Genomic DNA, 17,593 nt, shown 5'->3' with positions numbered 1-17,593 from the left:
ATTGAATGGCCAAGTTTATTCTCGGAGCAACGGAAAGGATCAAGAAAGACGATTCGATACCTGTTGAATTGCTCCCTTCCAACAAGATGCTCTACATGGCGCGTCTTAATGCCGAAGAGGACGCCGATGTCTCCCCAACCCGCTGCAATAACCTAAAAGAAGTGTTTGAGAAATTCCGTCCCGGATTTTCGGCTGAACTTGAGTCGGCCGAAGGCGAACCGGTCAACGCTGAGTTTGAGGTCAAAGGGATGAAAGACTTCACTTCCAAGGAACTCATCGAAAAGAACGACTTCCTCCAGAAGACGTACTACTCGAAGGAGATGATGGCCGATCTCGACAAGCAGCTCAAGAAGAACAACGCACTCAAGAAGACGCTGGCTGAAAAAGAAAAGAAGGAAGCGCTTTTGAAGGCGGCCAACTATTACATTGACCTGCTCACCGAATAGATGACAAAACGAGGAAATGAATAAATGGGTGAAGAAGAAAAACAAGCTCAACCGCAGGCAGCCGAAGCAGCACCGGCGCAGCCGGCCGCGGCGGAAAAGATCTCCGATGAAGATTTCGCGTCATTGTTGAGCGATTCTTTCGGGGATTTCAAGAAACTGGCTAATCTCCTGCCGTCGTTCAAAACAGCCGACGGTGATCTGGTTCGGGGTATCGAATGGCTTGATCCCAAGAAGGACTTTCAGCGCAAAGAGTTCCTGACCAAAAAAGAGTTCGCGGTGCAACGCAAACTCCTGGGTGAGAGGTTGAAATTGTGGGTGCAGTATCTCAGTCAGAGTGACAATCTGGATGAGGTCCGCAAGTCGCTGAACGAACAGGCGACCAAGCTTGAAACCAACCTCGACAAGAACATGAAAAAGGTGCATCAGTCCAGCCGCGAACTGGAAACCACCTATCGGGCCATTGACAAGTTTTTTGCCAATGCCCAGCAGGAGCCGGACGAAAAGGTCAACGTCTATTTCGCCAATGTCTCGGCTGAGGAACTGACCGATCCGGACGACAAAGACAAGTTCGAGGAAGTGGCCAAGGCGGTGGCCGACTTGTATCGTGAGTGGGGCATTAAAGACTGTTTCTCAATGGCTGTTGTCCCCGGTTACCTTGGCAGTGTGGAGAATATCGACACGGTCGCTCGCCAGTTGGGACTCCCCAATAAGGTGCATGTCATGACCGACCTGCCGAACTTTGAGACTTTTGAAGATATCATGGAGATGCTTGACGACCCGAACTACGCCAACTTGTCCGGTATCGACGACTACAAGCAGTATGTATCCGTCTTCGCCAACTATCTGCAGGCGCGTGGCGCCAACCAGTATGAAGACGATGACATGTGGATACCACCCTCGGCGGCTGTGGCCGGTATGATGTACAAAGGTGATACCACGACTGGCATGCAGCAACCGTCGGCCGGCTTCAAGTATGGCAAAGTTGCTGAAGCCAAGTACATACGTTTCCGGGCCAATCAGGTCGATGCTTCCAAGATCGTCGAGAAAGGCCTGATCCCTATGGTTGACTTCGAAGGTTCAGCCGTAGCCATGGGTGCTTCGACCCTGTTCACAAAGGAGACATTTGACGTCTATTCGATCCGTCGCACCTATGACTATGTTTACAAGAACTTGCGTCAATATCTCAACAAACAGACCTTCTCGGTGATTGATCAGAAGTTTATCGATACCATGCGGAAGGACATTGACAAGTTCATGAAAGCGATTTCGGGTGGTGACAATATCCTTCAGGACTATGACGTGCAGATTTTCGCAGACGAAGAGATGCGCAAACGTCAGGAAGTGGGCATCAAAGTCGCTTTGAACCCGAAGTATCCGGCGCGTACATTTGTCATCGAATTCGAAGCCTGGAACGAAGGCGACGCTACCAATGTGAAGGATAAGTAGGAACCTGAACAGAAAGTAAGCAAACAACTATACTGTAACGAAAACGCTGAGGCTAAAAGGAGAAGGCCATGGCCAGAAGACCATTTTTGGAAATCGACGGTGTGAAGTATGACAACGTTTACGAGATATCATACGAATTGTACACCGCCCGCGACGAGACCGGTCGCCCGTCGGACCGTGCTCACGCCGGAACGATCAAGGTTACCATCGAGAGTGACCCTGAGGGCAACGTTGACATCGCTCGTTGGGCGATGGATTCGAGCAAACCGAACTGGAAGGCCGGCAAGGTCACCTTCCATAATCCTGATGACGCCATCATGAAAGAATTGACCTGGGAGGAAGGTTTCGTGACCAAGTTTGTCGAGACCATCCCGCACGTCAAAGATCGTCCGCAGGATCAGATATTTATCTATTTCGAGATTTCGTGCCACAAGGTGGTCGTCGGCGACGCCGAAGTCGACAACCGTTGGCAGGAATAAGACACTGTTGTAGTGTGTCGGGCGGGTATAATTGCCTGCCCGGCACCGACTGAAGACCTGGAACCGCGAGGATACCAAGCAACATGGCCTACGATTTTAAGATCAAAGTTGCCGACCAAGAGATCGACCGTGAGTTCCTGTCGTCTGTCTCCAGTATCAAACTGGACCAGTATGTTGATCGGCACCATGTTCTTAAAATCGAGCTGCACGGCCTGGGTGCAGAGGCGGACCTGAGCGAATTCTCCGGGACGCAGGAGTTCTCGGGCTTCCTCGGTGAGACGATTTCGTTGAAGGTGGAGACGGACGAGGTCGCTGACGAACCCCGTCCCATTACAGCCATGGAATTCATCGGGGTGGTTACCGAAGTCCGCCATGAAAACACGGTCGACATGATAAACTCGATCACCATCACAGCCCACAGCCCGACGAATGTCATGGACGGTCCGCTGCGCAACAAACTGTATCATGACATGAAGGCCAGTGAAATCATCACTCAAGTGCTGAACAACCATCCCATTACCGTCGGCTCCGTCGCGTCGACCGAGGCCCAGTTGGCCCACTGCGTTCAGTACCGCGAAAGTGACTTCCAGTTTGTCATGCGCCTGGCCGGACTCAGCGGTCTGTTTGCATATTACGACGGCTCCGAGTTCACGGTCGGCAAAGCCGCCGCCTCAAGCAGTGACGTGGAGTTGACTTTTCGTCAGATGCTGTTCGAGTTCAAAATGGGACTCGGAACCCGGACAGAGAAATTCGCCGCGCAGTCTTATGATCAAGTCAGAAAGGAAGTGTACGACGGCGAGACTTCCGGCTCGCTACAAACGTCCATCTCGGGTCTGGCCAAGTTGTCGCACGATGCTTCCAAGAACCTGTACCCGGAAGGCAGTTTTGTTTCCGGGCTCAAACCGGACAGTCAATCGTCGTTGGACAAATCAATTGAGAGTGCGCGTGAAGCATCGGTTGGGCGCATGGTGCATTGTTCGGGACGGTCGCGTGATCCCAGACTTAAGATCGGCGCCTGCGTCAAGATATCCGGTATGCCCAGCGATTTCCACGGACCACACTGGATCAAGTCCGTCGGCCATCGATATATCAGAGGTGAATACACCAACAGTTTCACCTGCACGCCGCTGGAGACCGCCTACCCGACGAAAAGACACCAACGCAATCCGTTAACCGATATTCAGAGCGCGCTCGTCACCAGCACTGAAGACCCCGAGAACCTGGGTCGCGTGAAGGTCAAGTTGGAATGGAGCGACGGAACCACTGCGGCCGAACCTGAGCGCTGGCTACGGGTAATGGCGCCGCACGCCGGGAGTGAAAAGGGATTCTTTTGCCTGCCGGAGATCGATGACGAGGTGTTGATAGCTTTCGAACACGGTGATCCGGATCGTCCGCTGGTGATCGGCGCTCTGTATAACGGCGTCGACAAACCGCCGAACGACCACGATGCCGGATTTGATGCCGCTCAGAACGATCTGAAGCTCTTCCGCACCAAGAGCGGCAACGAGATTTACTTCCACGATGCTGACGGCAGCGAGACCATCTGTATCACGCAACCGTCCGGCAACACCATCACACTCAGCGCCGACGGCCCCAAGATCACCATCGAGACCGACGGTGACATCAGCCTCAAAGGCGCCAACATCAGTCTCGAAAGCACAACCGGCGATATTACGCTCAAGTCTGGCGGCGGTCTGGAAGCCGAGAGCACGATGGATACAAAAATCAAGGCGGGTGGAAATTTCTCAAGCGAAGGCAGCATCAACCACGAATCCAAAGGTGGCGCCCAGATCAGCATCAAGGCGCCGACTGCTAAGGTCCAGGGTGATGCCATGACAGAAATCAAGGGCGGTCTCGTTAAGATAAACTGATGGAATATTTGTCCCTCCCCCTGGTAATGCGCGACGGCTACCTGGCCCGATCGGACTTAGACGATTCAATCAGACACTCGGTGGGGCTGATTATCAGCACCCGTATCGGCTCGATAGGCTTCAGCCCGGACTTCGGTTGCGATCTCTGGGATAAAGAATACGCCGACTTGTACGCTGCCAACAAAGCCGATGTACGAGCCAGTTTGCGAAACGCCATCGACAGTTTTGAAAAGCGACTCTACAACGTCACCGTGTCGTTCGGACTAGCCACGGAGTCGGCCCCGCACATCCTTGGCATCACCGTAAAGGTGTCCGGGAATTTCAAGGACGGCAAGGAGGAACTGAAATTCGAAGCCTCCTATGGCCTGGGTTAAAAGTCGGGCCTGAAGCGATAAATTGACCATGGATACTCACGAACCTAGATCGGCCGACACTATTTTCGCCCAGATGCACCGCGAGTTGCGCGCCTTCAACCCGGAAGTGCCGGAGTCATCGGAGCGCATGGATCCTATCCTGCGGATTCTATTGCAGATGTACGCGAACCAACTGGCCAACATTGATCGCAAAGTCGGCAGCACCTGGGAGGTGGCCAAAGCATCGTTGATACGCTCACTGGCGCCGGAATGCCGTCGCTGGCCGGTACCTGCTTTCACCGTAATGAAATGCCAACCGTCCGATCCGGCCGTTGAGGTGGACCCGCACACACGCTTCTTCCATAAAGAAAAACGAGAAGGTGGTCAGACCTTTTTCTTCTCCCCTTTGCGAACGGAGAAACTGCTGAAAGCGCTGGTCAAGCACGTCTACCTCAAGAGCGGTGACAAGCTGGTCAAACTATCCTCGGACTCGCCGTCCCAGGCGGCCTCAGCCCAGCCCGATACTACCAATGGTGGCAATGACCAACTTTTTATAGCTATAGAATATGATGGACCCAGCGCTCACCTGAGCAAGGCTGTTGCCTTCCTGAACGGCGACCCGGCGGCGCTCAAGCAGATTCGCTGGGGACGCTGGTACCCGGGAACGCACTTCGGATCGTTTTACGAAGATAGCAGCTTCTGCCCCGGCCTCGGTTGTACGCTTGAGGAGTTGTATCAAACCAACGGCAACGCTCTTGACTGGGGCGGACTCAGGTCGACCGCTGATTTGTTCCAGCCGTTGGCCGACAGTTTTGCCGTTCTTCCGGAGGAATTCAGTACAACCTGGGATGCCGGTCCACCCAGCGAGACTCTGGCGAGTTTGATTGCCAAATACGGCATTGAGCCACCGACCGAGGATAACCTCTGGTGGATTCGCATCGATCTTCCGCCGGGTGGCGACCGAGCCAAACTTCTGGAGCCGCTGGGAATTCACTTCGACTGTTTTGTGGTTGTCAACAAGACCGAGCAGACATCGTTCAAACATACCGGCGGCAGCCGCCTGGTCGAACTGGAGTTGCCTGAGAGTATAAGCACCATTTTCGAGGTCACCAGCGTGATCGATTCCAATAATCGCGAATATGTCCCCACCCATGAGGTGCTGTCTGATCGCGAGTTAGGCCACTATTCGCTGGAGGAGCGCTCCGATCGTCTTGCCCTGTGGTTCGATTTCACGACACAGATCGATAACCCGCCGGACGCTATCAAAGTAGCTTACACCATCACGGCCGGCGTGGAGGCCAATGGGATTTCGGCCGGAAGTATTACCGAATTGTATGAGAACCATCCCGGCATCGATGAGGCCCTAAACATAATCTCGGTCAGTGGGGCCATTCCGGCCAAGACGGAAGAACAAGTGATCTCCGAGGCATCTTCACGTCTGCGCAGCAGGGACCGTGCCTTGACTTTCGACGAGATTGCCAAGTGGACAAAATCGTTCGATCCACGTATTCAGAATGTGACGTGCCATAATGGTGTGCAACGATTCGAGCGTGGTGTCCGAAGGTGCATCGTGGTCACCGTTGCCGCCAACAAAGATGACTTTCATTCGGATGAAGAGACCGGCCTGTTAGAACATCGCCTGGCGAGCTTTCTTAAAGCGCGTACTCCGGTCAACACCCAGTTTGCCGTCGAGATCGATCTAAGATGAACTCAGATCGTGCCAGCATGCCCCAATTGACCGACCGGCACCACCCCTTCCACTATGCCACAGCCTTGACCCTGTTGATGAAACTCGGTGTTGATATCCACAACGTATCCATCCGGGCGGTGGGTGAACACCGCAACTATCTGGGAGAGATTCTCAGTCAACAGCCGGCCGCCGGACAGCCGCTCGATACCGACACGCCGGTTGTCCTTGATGTCGGTATGGTGTCGGCCGTTGACTTTCTACCATATCAATTCTTTTACGGGTGGCATTCCGGTCAGGCGCGCGGCGATGGTTGGGAGAATGATGCTCGTCATTTGATGGCACCGTTCGACGGTTCGGTGGCACGCTACAACGCCGTCGCCACCCACGAGAAACTGGAGTATTCACTGGCTTTGGTAAACCTGGATTACCTGCTTAGGTTTCTGAAGCTGTTCGAGTTCGTGTTGCCTGAAGCGCCCGACAGTGTGCGCGAACCTCTTCTGTGGTCGGCTATCATGCCGGGGTTCCACATGTGGGCGGGCAGTCCTCAATTCGTAGCCGGAGTGCTGCGCTACTTGTTCGGTTACACATTTGATTTCGAAGAGAACGTTGCCGCCCGGTACGACATCCCGGAAGGTATTCGTTGTCGCCTGGGAGAGGACTCCAGCCGTCTTGGGGAAGATCTGATAATCGGCCGCTCGTTCAGTGAATGTGACTCCAGCTACCAACTGACAATCAGCGGCGTTCCTGCCGACGAGGCGAGCGAACTGCTGCCGGGTAAACCGCAGCGTCGGAAACTGGAGTGGATCCTGAGTATCTGCATGCCGACCAATCTGGATTGTATTGTCCGCATTAAGGTAGCCGGAGGCGACTTGGAACTCGGTTCATCAAAAGCCGGAAGCCTGCTTGGTTACTCGGCCTTTGTAACAAAAGACCGCCATCCCACCCAGTTGCGAGCATGACGGGAATATAACCTTGACACACGATGATCTCAGACATAGATTTCCCCGATAAGCCAAAGGCAAAACAATGACTGACTTGAACTTATATTCGGTAAACTGGCAGGATGGGATGCTGATAACGCAACAGCATCTCAAAGATCAGGAAAAGTACTTTGAAGAACTGGCCCGCTGGTATGCCCTTGACGTGGGTGATCGTTATGGCCTGGTGCGCAAGTCTTTCTCCGGCCAGCCGGCTTTGAGCTTGAACCTTTCCGTATCGGGAAACCGTTTGCGAGTCGAGGTTGTCAGATGCCAAGCCATCACCCCCGACGGCGGCGTTATCGAGATTAACGAAGCTACCAGGGAACAAGTTCGGGCCGAAAGTGATGTTGGATCGAACGAAGTGCCGGTTTACATCGGAATCGATACCAGCGTCCGGCAACCGGTCGGCGAGCCGGACCCGCAGGATGACCTGCCCCGTCTGCCCTACCTGGCCGGTAACTACAAACTGGCTTTGGGCTCACCGCCCGACCTGCCGACCGGACAGTACTTCCAAATCGCATCGCTCACGGTAGGCTCATCCGATGTCGCCCCGGCGGAGTATTACTATCCACCCTGCATTTCTTTGTATGCCGACGAACAACTGACGGCCAAGGCGCTGGATTATCGTAACCGTCTGGAAAACCTCTTATCGTTGTCCTCGCGCGCCTACATGGCAGTCTGCTCGGGGGGTGCGTTGTCCGGCGAGAAGACGGATTTGCAGCAGGCGTTCAAGGATACCATATATCAGTTTGCCTACCATCTCAGCTCCACTCTGGACGATTACATTGTGGGGAAAAATGCCGGCCATCCGATCCAACTGGTCATGTTTTTCAAGAAACTGTTCAGGTCGTTCACGACTCTCTTGAACCTGCAACCGGGTCTGAAAGACCTGCTCAACGAGCGGTTCTTTGTCAAGGAGATGAACTCCGATGTCGGTCGGTTCATGTCGCATGTAGATGCCTTCCTTCTGGCCGATTACAACCACAACGACCTCGGTGGCCATATTCGGGCTATCGACGATATCCTCACCCAGGTACGCGGCGTGTTCGGCTATCTGGCTCAAGTCAAGAAAGAGCAACTGGGCGAACAGGCGGTAGCCACCGATACCCTGACCTACCATGGCCAGACTTACCGCGTGGTCGACTACGGCAGTTGTCACACCGAGCAAGTGGGGGAACTCACTTACCTGACAATCGACATCGCCAACCCGGCCGCCGTGACAGATACCGTGGTGCTCTTGAACAAGGACCTTGTCGACACCGCCCGATGGACCAGCATGCAGGTGCGCCTGGGGCTTAACGAAGCTCGCGGTCTGGGTGAGACCGACCCGGTGGAGATTGATGTCGTGACCTATGGTAATAAAGTGGCACTGCATCCGCAGGATATGTTGAGGTCGCCCTCGGTCAGCCAGATCACTCTGGTTTTCCGTGGGGCGGGCGATGTTGACCGGTTTGCGGCTCTTGGAAAAATGGACTTGATCGTTTACGCCATATAGGATGGTAGTGATGGATAACCGACTCGCTGTCAAATCTTATGTCGAGGACCTCTTCAGATACCTGGAGAACTTCGAAACCAACCCGCAGCAATTTGCAACGGAAGCGTTTCTGCAAACCTACTCAGGCATCGGCGCCGTTTTTCAGGCGTTGCGTCAGCAACGTGATAAGGCGGTGGAACTGGATCAGTTCCTGCTTGAGAAAATCAAACAGGCACCCCTGACAAGTTCCGATCTCCGCCAGACTACGGTACAGGTGTTGGTTGCATTTTTCGAAGCCGAGGCCGATATCGACGGCCAGTCCAACCGCGCCTACACATACGTTCGCGGCCTGCGCGCCGTAAAACAGGATGTACCGTTCATTGAAAAACATCTGACACCGCTGTTGTTTCGCGATGGGTCGATGAACAACAACTATCCGCTATGTATGTTTTTCCTTGGTGAGATGGCGCGGTATATGAATACCTTTGGTAAGCCGCTGCAAACGTCGATCAGCCCGGAGGCCTTTAACGCCCTGGCCGATCCTTTGAAGTTCCTGGAACTGGCTCGCAGAAGACTCCAGATGGGTAAAGAACTGATGCAGGATCGGTCCAGCCTTGAGTTTCATGTTCACCGGATAGAAGGTTTTGCCAAACTGGCCGACCGCAGTCCGCTCTTTGATTATCATCTCAAGCAGTGGCGATACGTGGTCAAGTCCGGCGGTTTCTGGACTCGGGTGGGGGCCTTCCTGGGTGGACTGGGCGGGAAACTCACGGGTGTGTTCTCAAGCTCGCGCTATTTCAGGATGTCGCTGTCGCAACGTAATCCTGCCTATGGGTTCTATGGAGTTGTCATCATACTGTTTCTGTTGCTGGCTTTGTACGTGCCGCTCAAGTGGAGTCAATACCGGCAGGACAAACTTGAAAAAATGCGCACCCACCTTACCGAACTCAAGGGCGGCGGATGAGGAACGGTTGAACTGTGTTTAAGAAGATACTAAAGCTGGGCAAGAAGGGCGCCAAACACGTTCCCAAAGGAGGCGCCCCGGCAGCTTCGTCCGGTATTGAGTGGCCGCCCGGAATGCGGATCGGTGTTTTCGGTCACGCCAATTCCGGCAAGACAGTTTACTTCACGGTTCTCAACGAAGAATGCAAAGTATCCAAGGACCTCGGTCTTTCGGTTACCGACAACCCCACGGCCGGCGAGTTCCTGTCCAACTATCGCGCCATCTGGGGATTGGGCACATCGGACACGGCCGGTACTATGGTCGACCTCAGAGAAGACAAGAAGTTTCCCCCGGCCACACCCGGCGAGAAGATTCTGCAATTCAATACTATTCTGGATCGTGCGAAGAATATTCCGGTGGTGGCCTTCGACTACAATGGCAAAGCAGTCTCCATTCAGGAGCACCACGAGCTGGCCGAAAAGGTCAAAGACTTTATGCAGGGCTGTCAGGGGATTTTGTTCTTCTTCGATCCCAAGATGCTCGGCGCCGAGTTGCAGTGTCAGGCGCACGTAGCCTCGTTTGTTAATATGTGCGAAGCCTTAGCGCCGGGCGGTGGTCGGCTGCCCATACCGGTCGCCCTGGTGGTCACCAAAGCCGACGTGCTGCCCGGATTCTCCGGGGAGGGTCAGACTGTTCTGGTCTCAGCCGATCAGGAGCACTTTCTGGCCGAAGACTACGAAATTTTCCTGGAGAAAATTCTCTCTTCCAACCGAATCGCCTCCAATTCTGCCTGGGCCGGTTCGGTGCGCGATGTGCTGGTCAAGCTGAAGGATTTTCTGAAACTGATCGTTGGACGGACGCTCGATTTTCAGGTGTTCTTCTCGTCAAACACCGGCGTGGCGCCGGTCAAGATAGGCACCGATGTCGGCCGGTCACTTTACAAACCACCCGACAAGATGCAACCGGTGGGTGTGCGTGAACCGTTCTATTGGCTTCTTAAGTCGATCATACGCAACCGACGACTGAAAGCATTCCGCAAACTGTCGCGGTGGGTGGTCACTCTGAGCATCCTGTTTGCCGTCGTCTGGTCGGTACCGCATCTGTACAACTTCCACCTGAAGCTCAATCGCATCTCGGCGCTTGAGGACCGCCATTGGGAGGGGAGAATCACTGTAGCCGAGATACCAAAGAAAGCACGCAATGACCTTCGCGATCAATACAATTCGTTTGCGCGATCAAAGTTTGCCACCTGGGTATTTCCCGACCACGCCGTACAGGCCGGATACCTGCACGACTTCTACAAGAACATTTCAGAAGCAGCCGATCTTTCCCGGCTGGCCAAGTCAATCGGTGATCTGACAAATATCGTGCGCGACTCCACCCGTTGGCCCAAACCTGCCGCAACCGGTGACACTGTGGTGTCGACTGAGCAGGTGGTCTCGATTGAGACAGCCATCGCGCACTACGCGCAATCACCCGAAGGCTCATCGCTGCTCTCCCCCAGTAGCCGCGCCATCGAACTTTGGGGTCTGTTCAAAGCTGCACTGGTGCAGAACCAGTCGGCTGATGCCTGGAATGCGATTGTCCGGCAGGTCGATGTCTATCCGACAATGACGCCCAAACCATCGGCCGAGATCAAGCAGCTTGGGCAGGCCATGCTGGATATCGTCAACTCGCGTGAACTTGAGCAGAAGCGCGAGGTCGTTCATCAGAAGACGACCGGCGAGTTCGATAGTTTCTCGGCCCAACTGTCAGAACGAACCGACGCCGAGTACCTTCTGGGCACAGCGGTCAAGAAACTCCGAAGCTACCGTGGTCAATTGGCTTCCGACCCCGATCGCCAGGAGGACGTGGCAAGGATCGATCAATATCTGAAAGATGCCAAGGCGTTTGACAAAGACCGGGAGTATCGTTTTACGCTGTCCAACTGTCCCCCCGGTCATCACGTTCATATCAAAATCGAAGGCGCAGGCAAAGCGGGTGAATGGCCGCGTCCGCAACAGATCAGGATCAACCGCCCGGCCAGTATTATCTGGAAAAAGGGTGACCGCATTTTCATCGCTCTCCACGAAAAAGACCACGGCGGCAGCGATGAAAGCTGGGGCGAATCATACAAAGCGCTGGCCGAGTTGACCAGTGATTTCGCCATAGTCGAGATGACAGAGATCATTACCATGGCCGCGTCCGGTCAGCAAATCAGTTTTAGCTTCGAAGAAGACCCAAAAAAACGTCTGCCGAAATGGTAAGTTCGGGGTCTCGATGAAGTCTAATAAGGAGTGACCTATGCAAGGAATTCGCAGCATACTAAGCAGTCTCTTGATGGCCCTGGCCCTAATTGTAGCTGTCACTGGAAATGTCTCCGCCGACATCGAACTTCCCGCCGGCCATGCCGTCGAAATTGTATTCAGCCAGGACGTCTCGTCCAAGTACGTTGCTCCCGGCGATCTGGTTCCTATCCGTCTCAGCTCGCCGATTACTTTTGGCGGCTTCACGGTGGTTAAGGAAGGTACCTCCGGATCGGCGCGGGTTAAGTCGGTAACGCCGGCCGGACGAGGTGGCAAGCCGGGTAGTATTGAACTCGAACTGTTGGAGTTGGAACCGGGCTCAAGCTACGAGGCTGAAGGGGACAAAAAAATCATGCTTAAAGCCGTTGACGAGATTTCGGCGGCTGGAAAGAGCAAAAAGCTGGTCTCCTGGCTGTTGATTTTCGGCCTGTTTATCAAGGGTGGACAGGGTGAAATACCGGCCGACCAGCCGTTCAAGGCTGAAATCGCTGAGGACATTGTCATCCTGATGGACTAAAAAAGTGATTAGCTGATTGACTGGCTGAGGCCAGCCCATAAATGGGTCTTTTGCGCTTCGCGCGTTTTCATAACCAGGTCAGTTCTGCCGGGTTAGCCAGTTTCGTAGGTGGTGTTGGGCGACCCCGCCTGACACGGCCAAGCGACAAGTAGGGCGGGTCCGTCTTCGCCTGCGCGCCGCGGCGTGAACCCGCCGACAATGTCAGGTGCACAGGGCTCCTGACCTACGAAGACAACGCGCATCAGCCAAGGGTGTCGAAACCTCGCTTTGCGGCCATGAATGGCTTTCGTACCCCCGCCGCATCTCGGTTTCCGGGGCATCAGATTACTGCCAGGTAGCCTCAGTTTGTTCAAACAATGATCTTGACTGATCCGTCAAACCTGTTAGCTTATAATGAATTGATAAGGAGTCTTCCTCACCCTATAACCGGGTCTTAAATAATGGATTTACAACGCTTTATGCGATCTCACCGAATGTCTCAGATGGGCTTTCTTGCGCTCGGATTGGTTCTGACACTGGCTTCAGCCAGCCTTGTGCAAGCAGCCGGTCCGCGTCCTGAATTTGAAGGTGCGGCCATATACGCTCCAACCAGCGATCAACTGCTTGATGTCGAAATGCTCGGTCCGGATTCCGACCTGGCCATCGAAAGCAAGACTGAACTCAGGCACCTGTCGGCGGCCAAATACAGCCTCTGGATTACGGTCGGTGATAACGACGGTTACGGCTATGGGTTCAATTACCCCGACGGAGCGACCCTGCCGTTTTCTAACGACCCCGATTTTAACTGGTTGTTCGACAATCGAACGACGGCTGAGAGAAACGACACGTATGCCAGACACACCGACTACCAGTCGTTTTCTCAAAGCGATTTCACGCTACGATTTAGCTTCGATCCACAAATGTTTACCAATGTCGACACAGCCTGGATCAGTATCGATGTATCGGGACTTCAGCAAAACGCCTGGTCCAACTTCGGCCTCGGTCCTACCCGGTTGTACCTGGACGGAGTTGAAGCTACGGGCTTTGCCGCCATTCCGAATCAGGGTGCTTGGGGATCAGGCGTTTTTACTTATGGCGTCAGTCCAGCTCTGATCGCTGATGGTATTCTTGATGCTCGATTTGACATGCAATTTATCGACGTCTCACCATTCTTCGATCCCTTCTCGCTTGACTATGTCCGGGTGATTGTCCAAGGTGATCTCGTCCCGCCGGCCGTGCCGGTTCTAATATCTCCCGGCGACGGATCAAGCACCGAAGCCCACTACCCTGCCTTCAATTGGCAACCCAGTGCCGGTGCCGTGGCCTATGATTTACAGGTCGACGATGACCCGAGTTTTGCCAGCCCCAATGTCTGGCAGGGATGGTACGAAGGTACCAGCTACGATTCAGCTTACATGCCAAACGGCACCTACTATTGGCGGGTAGCGGCCTGGGGTCCGACAGAAGATTGGAGCGGCTGGTCTCAGGCCAATAAGTTCGCGGTCGATGGACCTTACCGGGTTCCCTCGGAGTTTCCAACCATCCAGTCGGCTATATCGGCCATACCTATCTTCCGCGGCGGTGAAGTACTGGTTGCCCCCGGCACCTACACCGGGACCGGTAACCGCAATCTGAGCGGGTTCGGTGACAAGTCAATACAGGTTCGGTCCGAGAGCGGGCCCGCCTCGACAGTCATCGATTGCCAGAATGCCGGCCGCGCCTTCTACTTTGACTTGTACACCGGCGCGGGAACGGTTGTGAATGGCTTCACCATCCGTAACGGCACCAACGGAACCTTCAGCAGCGGTGCAATCCTGTGCGAAAGCGCATGGCCGACGATCGAGAATTGTGTAATCGAACAGTGTACGCAAGGTGGCATCTACGCCACCAACGGCGCCCGTCCGACTGTTACCAATTGCAACATTCGCAACAATCAATGGTGGGGAGTACGTGCCGACAACGGCGGCAACGTCGTGATAGATGAATGTAATTTTTTCCAAAACCAGGCTTACGCCCTGAGCCTTAGTGGCACCAATGGCACCACTCAGGTCACTAATTCCACCTTCTCTAACAGCATCGGCTATGAAGGTGAAGGGACAGGAGTTGAAATCTACAACTCCTCGACACCCAGTTTTGCACACTGCACTTTCCAGAACAACGAGGGCCACGGTCTTTACACCTGGAACAGCTCGGTCATTCTGAACGTCTGCACTTTCTCAAGCAATGGTAGCCAGTGGGACTATGGCGGCGGGATGTACATCAGCGGCAACTCCGGCAGCAATCTCATAACGGTGGACGACTGTACTCTTGAAAGCAATCAGGGCTACTATGGCGGCGGCATCTATGCCTCGGGTGTTGATGTCGACATTCTCGGCGGCCTGTTCGACGGCAACACGGCCCAGTACAGAGGCGGCGCTGTGTACCTGAGTTGGTCTTCGACTGCATCGGCCGTTGGCTGTACATTCGTGAACAATGCCGCCGATACGGGGAGTGCTTTCTATATCGAATCTGATGCCAGCATATCAAAAGATCGCACGGGGCAGACACAAGCACTGGCTGGAGCAGGTATCTCTCGGTGTTTATTGGCCTTCGCGACCGAAGGCCAGGCAATCTACCTGGAGTCTTTTGCCTGGATCGAAATCGGCTGCACCGATATCTACGGCAATGCCGGCGGTGACTGGACCGGGAGCCTGGCGTCTCAACTCGGGCTGAACGGAAACATTTCGGCTGATCCTCTCTTCTGCAATGCCGCTAACGACGACTACCAGGTAACCGCAAACTCGCCGGTGGCCGATGTCAATAATCCATGTGCAACAATCGGCGCCTATGACATCGGTTGTGGCGCTATGGAGCTGAGCCTCTCCCCCACACCCCTTACCTTCGCTGCGGCGGCTGATGGTCCCAACCCGGCTGCACAGAACCTGCAGATCAGCAATCTCGGCGGCAGCATTCTCTACTGGACACTTACAAAAAAGAGCGGCTGGCTGAATGTCAACCTCCTTGCCGGGGTTGCTCCGTCGTCCGTACTGGTAAGCGTCGACAAGGGCGGCCTGCCCGGTGGCATCTATTACGACACCCTGGTCGTAGTCGGCGACGATGCAATCAACTCGCCGCAAATCGTTCCGGTGACTCTGACTCTGACGGCCGGTGAGATATCGGTCGCACCTTCGCTGTTGAACTTCGAGTCACAATACGGTGCAAATTCATCACCGGACCCACAAGTGTTAACGATCTCCAACTCCGGTAGCGGTATGCTCTCTTGTCAACTTAGTCATGGGCAGAGTTGGCTGCAACTCTCTGAATCTCAGTTCTCGGTGAATCCGCCGCGTGATGTTTCGGTCAGCGTCGACCCAATCGGCCTGCTGCCGGGAATCTATGAAGACACTATTGTGATCATGAGCGACGATGCGCTCAACTCACCGCAGTATGTCGGCGTGACTCTGACTATCACCGATGTCGATCCGCCTACCCTCCTGGTGGGAAGCTCATCGCATCCGATCACTGGAAGTGATCCCTTGATGATAGCGGTCAATGTTGGAGACAACCTGAGCATAACATTCACGGCGACAACACCACTGCCGGGGGTGGTCCCACTTCTGGGAATATTCGACCCGCCGTCCGGGTCGGTCTTCCTGCCGGTCAGTGACGGTGTTTCACGATTTGAGTGGTCGCCGGTGCCTGAGCTTGGCGGCACACACTATATAACGGTCACAGCCGACGATGATTATCAGACAACCGATCTTGTAGTCGGCATAACGATCAACAGCATACCGCAGTTCACCTCCGACTTCAGCGATGAGAACCTCATTGAAGCAGAACCGCTGACATTTGTGGTAACGGCAACTGACAATGACGCCATTCAGCCGACGATTGACTGGAACGGAGTACCGTCAACAGCTACATTCGACAACGGTACGCCGGGCACGGGCACATTGCGCTTTACGCCGGACCACAACGACGTCGATGCCACTTACCAAGCTGAATTCACAGCATCCGACGGCATCGCATCGGTCACCGAATCGCTGGTGATAACGGTATCCAATCGCCAACTGACCGTGCAGGCCATGCAACCCTCCCCCGGAGCGGCCGACGATATCCTGGTCTCTGATTCGATCCAGATTCAGTTTAACGAAGGCATTGATCAGACCACGCTCTCGGCAAATCTCGTCTTCAGCAGTGCCAAGGGCACGACGCTCGGTTACCGCTACATAGCCGACCAGAGACACCTGTTGATTGGCGCTGCATCAGGCTACCTGGAATCTGAAGACACTATCGGCATTACTTTGAATCCCGGCCTGCACGATCTGGCTGGTTATTCGTTGGATCAGCTTTACGTTGAAACGTTTGCCACCGGCACAGCGGTTTATCCGGGTGACGCCAACGATGACGGCATCGTCGATGAACGCGATGTCTTACCGTTGGGACTTTTCTGGGGCAACACGGGACCGGCTCGCAATGAAATCCCCGACCTGAATTGGGCCATGGCACCGGGGCACATCGCCTTCGGCGGTGAACGCTGGAGCCCGGCCGGTGGAGCTTACGCCGACGGCGACGGTTCCGGTGTTGTCGATGCCGATGACATTTGCGGCATAACAGAAAACTGGTCGTCTTCCCATACCGTGTCAGACAATGACAAAGCGCCCCCCGACAACCTGGCAGCATCGTTGGCTACTCAGGATCAGACAGTATTAACGGCTCTGTATGAGGCCGTGGTTACATGCCCGGAAGGTGCGGGCAAGACAGCCATGCGTGAGATGCTACAGGCGCTGCTGAATTCACCGGCTACTGAAGCGGCTCTGCCGACCGATGTGGAACTCTATCAAAACTACCCCAACCCGTTCAACCCCTTCACGACAATTCGCTTCTACCTGCCGTCATCCGGTCAGGTAACCCTGTCGATCTATAACATGCTGGGACAGCGAGTCGCAACTTTGATCAGTGCTACGGTGAAGGCTGGTTACTCAGAAGCCGACTGGGACGGAGCCGACCAGGGGGGTAGTCCGGTAGCCAGTGGCATCTACTTATACCGGCTGGAAACATCCAACTTCAGCGAGACCAAGCGGATGTTGTTGCTGAAGTAGGACTGACTGCAAAACAGTACATCCAAACGAGTGCAGGGCACGTCTTTCC

At 54.5% G+C, this 17,593-nt stretch carries 12 protein-coding genes; all 12 read left to right on the top strand.

Features of this window, described 5'->3' with window-relative positions:
• Positions 1–5: 5 nt before the first annotated feature.
• The 12 genes from OEV49_02400 (at position 6) to OEV49_02345 (ending at position 17,544) form a co-directional block, all read left to right on the top strand.
• Positions 6–446, top strand: a complete 441-nt coding sequence (locus tag OEV49_02400) for a type VI secretion system contractile sheath small subunit (GenBank protein ID MDH3889910.1) — start codon at positions 6–8, stop codon at positions 444–446.
• Positions 447–470: 24 nt separating this feature from the next.
• Positions 471–1,892, top strand: a complete 1,422-nt coding sequence (locus OEV49_02395) for a DUF5458 family protein (protein ID MDH3889909.1) — start codon at positions 471–473, stop codon at positions 1,890–1,892.
• A gap of 68 nt (positions 1,893–1,960) precedes the next feature.
• Positions 1,961–2,371 (top strand): hypothetical protein, encoded by a 411-nt coding sequence (locus tag OEV49_02390; GenBank protein ID MDH3889908.1) that lies wholly within the window; start codon positions 1,961–1,963, stop codon positions 2,369–2,371.
• 83 nt (positions 2,372–2,454) lie between these two features.
• The gene (locus OEV49_02385; protein ID MDH3889907.1) at positions 2,455–4,242 is read left to right on the top strand and encodes a phage baseplate assembly protein V; all 1,788 of its coding nucleotides are present in this window, start codon (positions 2,455–2,457) and stop codon (positions 4,240–4,242) included.
• The gene (locus OEV49_02380; protein MDH3889906.1) at positions 4,242–4,616 is read left to right on the top strand and encodes a GPW/gp25 family protein; all 375 of its coding nucleotides are present in this window, start codon (positions 4,242–4,244) and stop codon (positions 4,614–4,616) included. Before OEV49_02385 ends, OEV49_02380 begins: the two co-directional genes overlap by 1 nt.
• 28 nt (positions 4,617–4,644) lie before the next feature.
• Positions 4,645–6,303, top strand: coding sequence for a hypothetical protein (locus OEV49_02375; protein ID MDH3889905.1), 1,659 nt, complete (start codon positions 4,645–4,647; stop codon positions 6,301–6,303).
• Positions 6,300–7,244 carry a type VI secretion system baseplate subunit TssG gene (locus tag OEV49_02370; GenBank protein MDH3889904.1) on the top strand — a complete coding sequence of 315 codons (945 nt, stop codon included), beginning with the start codon at positions 6,300–6,302 and terminating at the stop codon, positions 7,242–7,244. The genes OEV49_02375 and OEV49_02370 overlap by 4 nt, the downstream gene beginning before the upstream one ends.
• Before the next feature lie 67 nt (positions 7,245–7,311).
• A complete protein-coding gene (locus tag OEV49_02365; protein ID MDH3889903.1) occupies positions 7,312–8,760 on the top strand; it encodes a hypothetical protein in 1,449 nt (482 codons plus the stop codon).
• A gap of 10 nt (positions 8,761–8,770) precedes the next feature.
• Positions 8,771–9,703, top strand: a complete 933-nt coding sequence (locus OEV49_02360; GenBank protein MDH3889902.1) for a hypothetical protein — start codon at positions 8,771–8,773, stop codon at positions 9,701–9,703.
• 14 nt (positions 9,704–9,717) lie between these two features.
• Positions 9,718–11,928 (top strand): hypothetical protein, encoded by a 2,211-nt coding sequence (locus OEV49_02355; protein ID MDH3889901.1) that lies wholly within the window; start codon positions 9,718–9,720, stop codon positions 11,926–11,928.
• Positions 11,929–11,965: 37 nt separating this feature from the next.
• Complete coding sequence (locus OEV49_02350; GenBank protein ID MDH3889900.1) at positions 11,966–12,484, top strand: hypothetical protein; 519 nt, start codon at positions 11,966–11,968, stop codon at positions 12,482–12,484.
• Between the two features lie 482 nt (positions 12,485–12,966).
• Positions 12,967–17,544 carry a right-handed parallel beta-helix repeat-containing protein gene (locus OEV49_02345; protein ID MDH3889899.1) on the top strand — a complete coding sequence of 1,526 codons (4,578 nt, stop codon included), beginning with the start codon at positions 12,967–12,969 and terminating at the stop codon, positions 17,542–17,544.
• Positions 17,545–17,593: the final 49 nt, after the last annotated feature.

Source organism: Candidatus Zixiibacteriota bacterium (assembly GCA_029860345.1).
In the GTDB taxonomy this organism is placed as follows: Bacteria; Zixibacteria; MSB-5A5; order GN15; family FEB-12; genus JAJRTA01.
The sequence above is the reverse complement of the archived record's forward strand: the minus strand, read 5'-3'. Positions and strand labels throughout refer to the sequence as shown.

What these genes read in the sequence shown, in the direction of transcription:
- OEV49_02390 (MDH3889908.1), top strand. Translation starts at nt 1,961, where the DNA reads ATGGCCAGAAGACCATTTTTGGAAATCGACGGTGTGAAGTATGACAAC.
- OEV49_02380 (MDH3889906.1), top strand. Translation starts at nt 4,242, where the DNA reads ATGGAATATTTGTCCCTCCCCCTGGTAATGCGCGACGGCTACCTGGCC.
- OEV49_02345 (MDH3889899.1), top strand. Translation starts at nt 12,967, where the DNA reads ATGGGCTTTCTTGCGCTCGGATTGGTTCTGACACTGGCTTCAGCCAGC.
- OEV49_02360 (MDH3889902.1), top strand. Translation starts at nt 8,771, where the DNA reads ATGGATAACCGACTCGCTGTCAAATCTTATGTCGAGGACCTCTTCAGA.
- OEV49_02400 (MDH3889910.1), top strand. Translation starts at nt 6, where the DNA reads ATGGCCAAGTTTATTCTCGGAGCAACGGAAAGGATCAAGAAAGACGAT.
- OEV49_02370 (MDH3889904.1), top strand. Translation starts at nt 6,300, where the DNA reads ATGAACTCAGATCGTGCCAGCATGCCCCAATTGACCGACCGGCACCAC.
- OEV49_02385 (MDH3889907.1), top strand. Translation starts at nt 2,455, where the DNA reads ATGGCCTACGATTTTAAGATCAAAGTTGCCGACCAAGAGATCGACCGT.
- OEV49_02395 (MDH3889909.1), top strand. Translation starts at nt 471, where the DNA reads ATGGGTGAAGAAGAAAAACAAGCTCAACCGCAGGCAGCCGAAGCAGCA.
- OEV49_02375 (MDH3889905.1), top strand. Translation starts at nt 4,645, where the DNA reads ATGGATACTCACGAACCTAGATCGGCCGACACTATTTTCGCCCAGATG.
- OEV49_02365 (MDH3889903.1), top strand. Translation starts at nt 7,312, where the DNA reads ATGACTGACTTGAACTTATATTCGGTAAACTGGCAGGATGGGATGCTG.
- OEV49_02350 (MDH3889900.1), top strand. Translation starts at nt 11,966, where the DNA reads ATGCAAGGAATTCGCAGCATACTAAGCAGTCTCTTGATGGCCCTGGCC.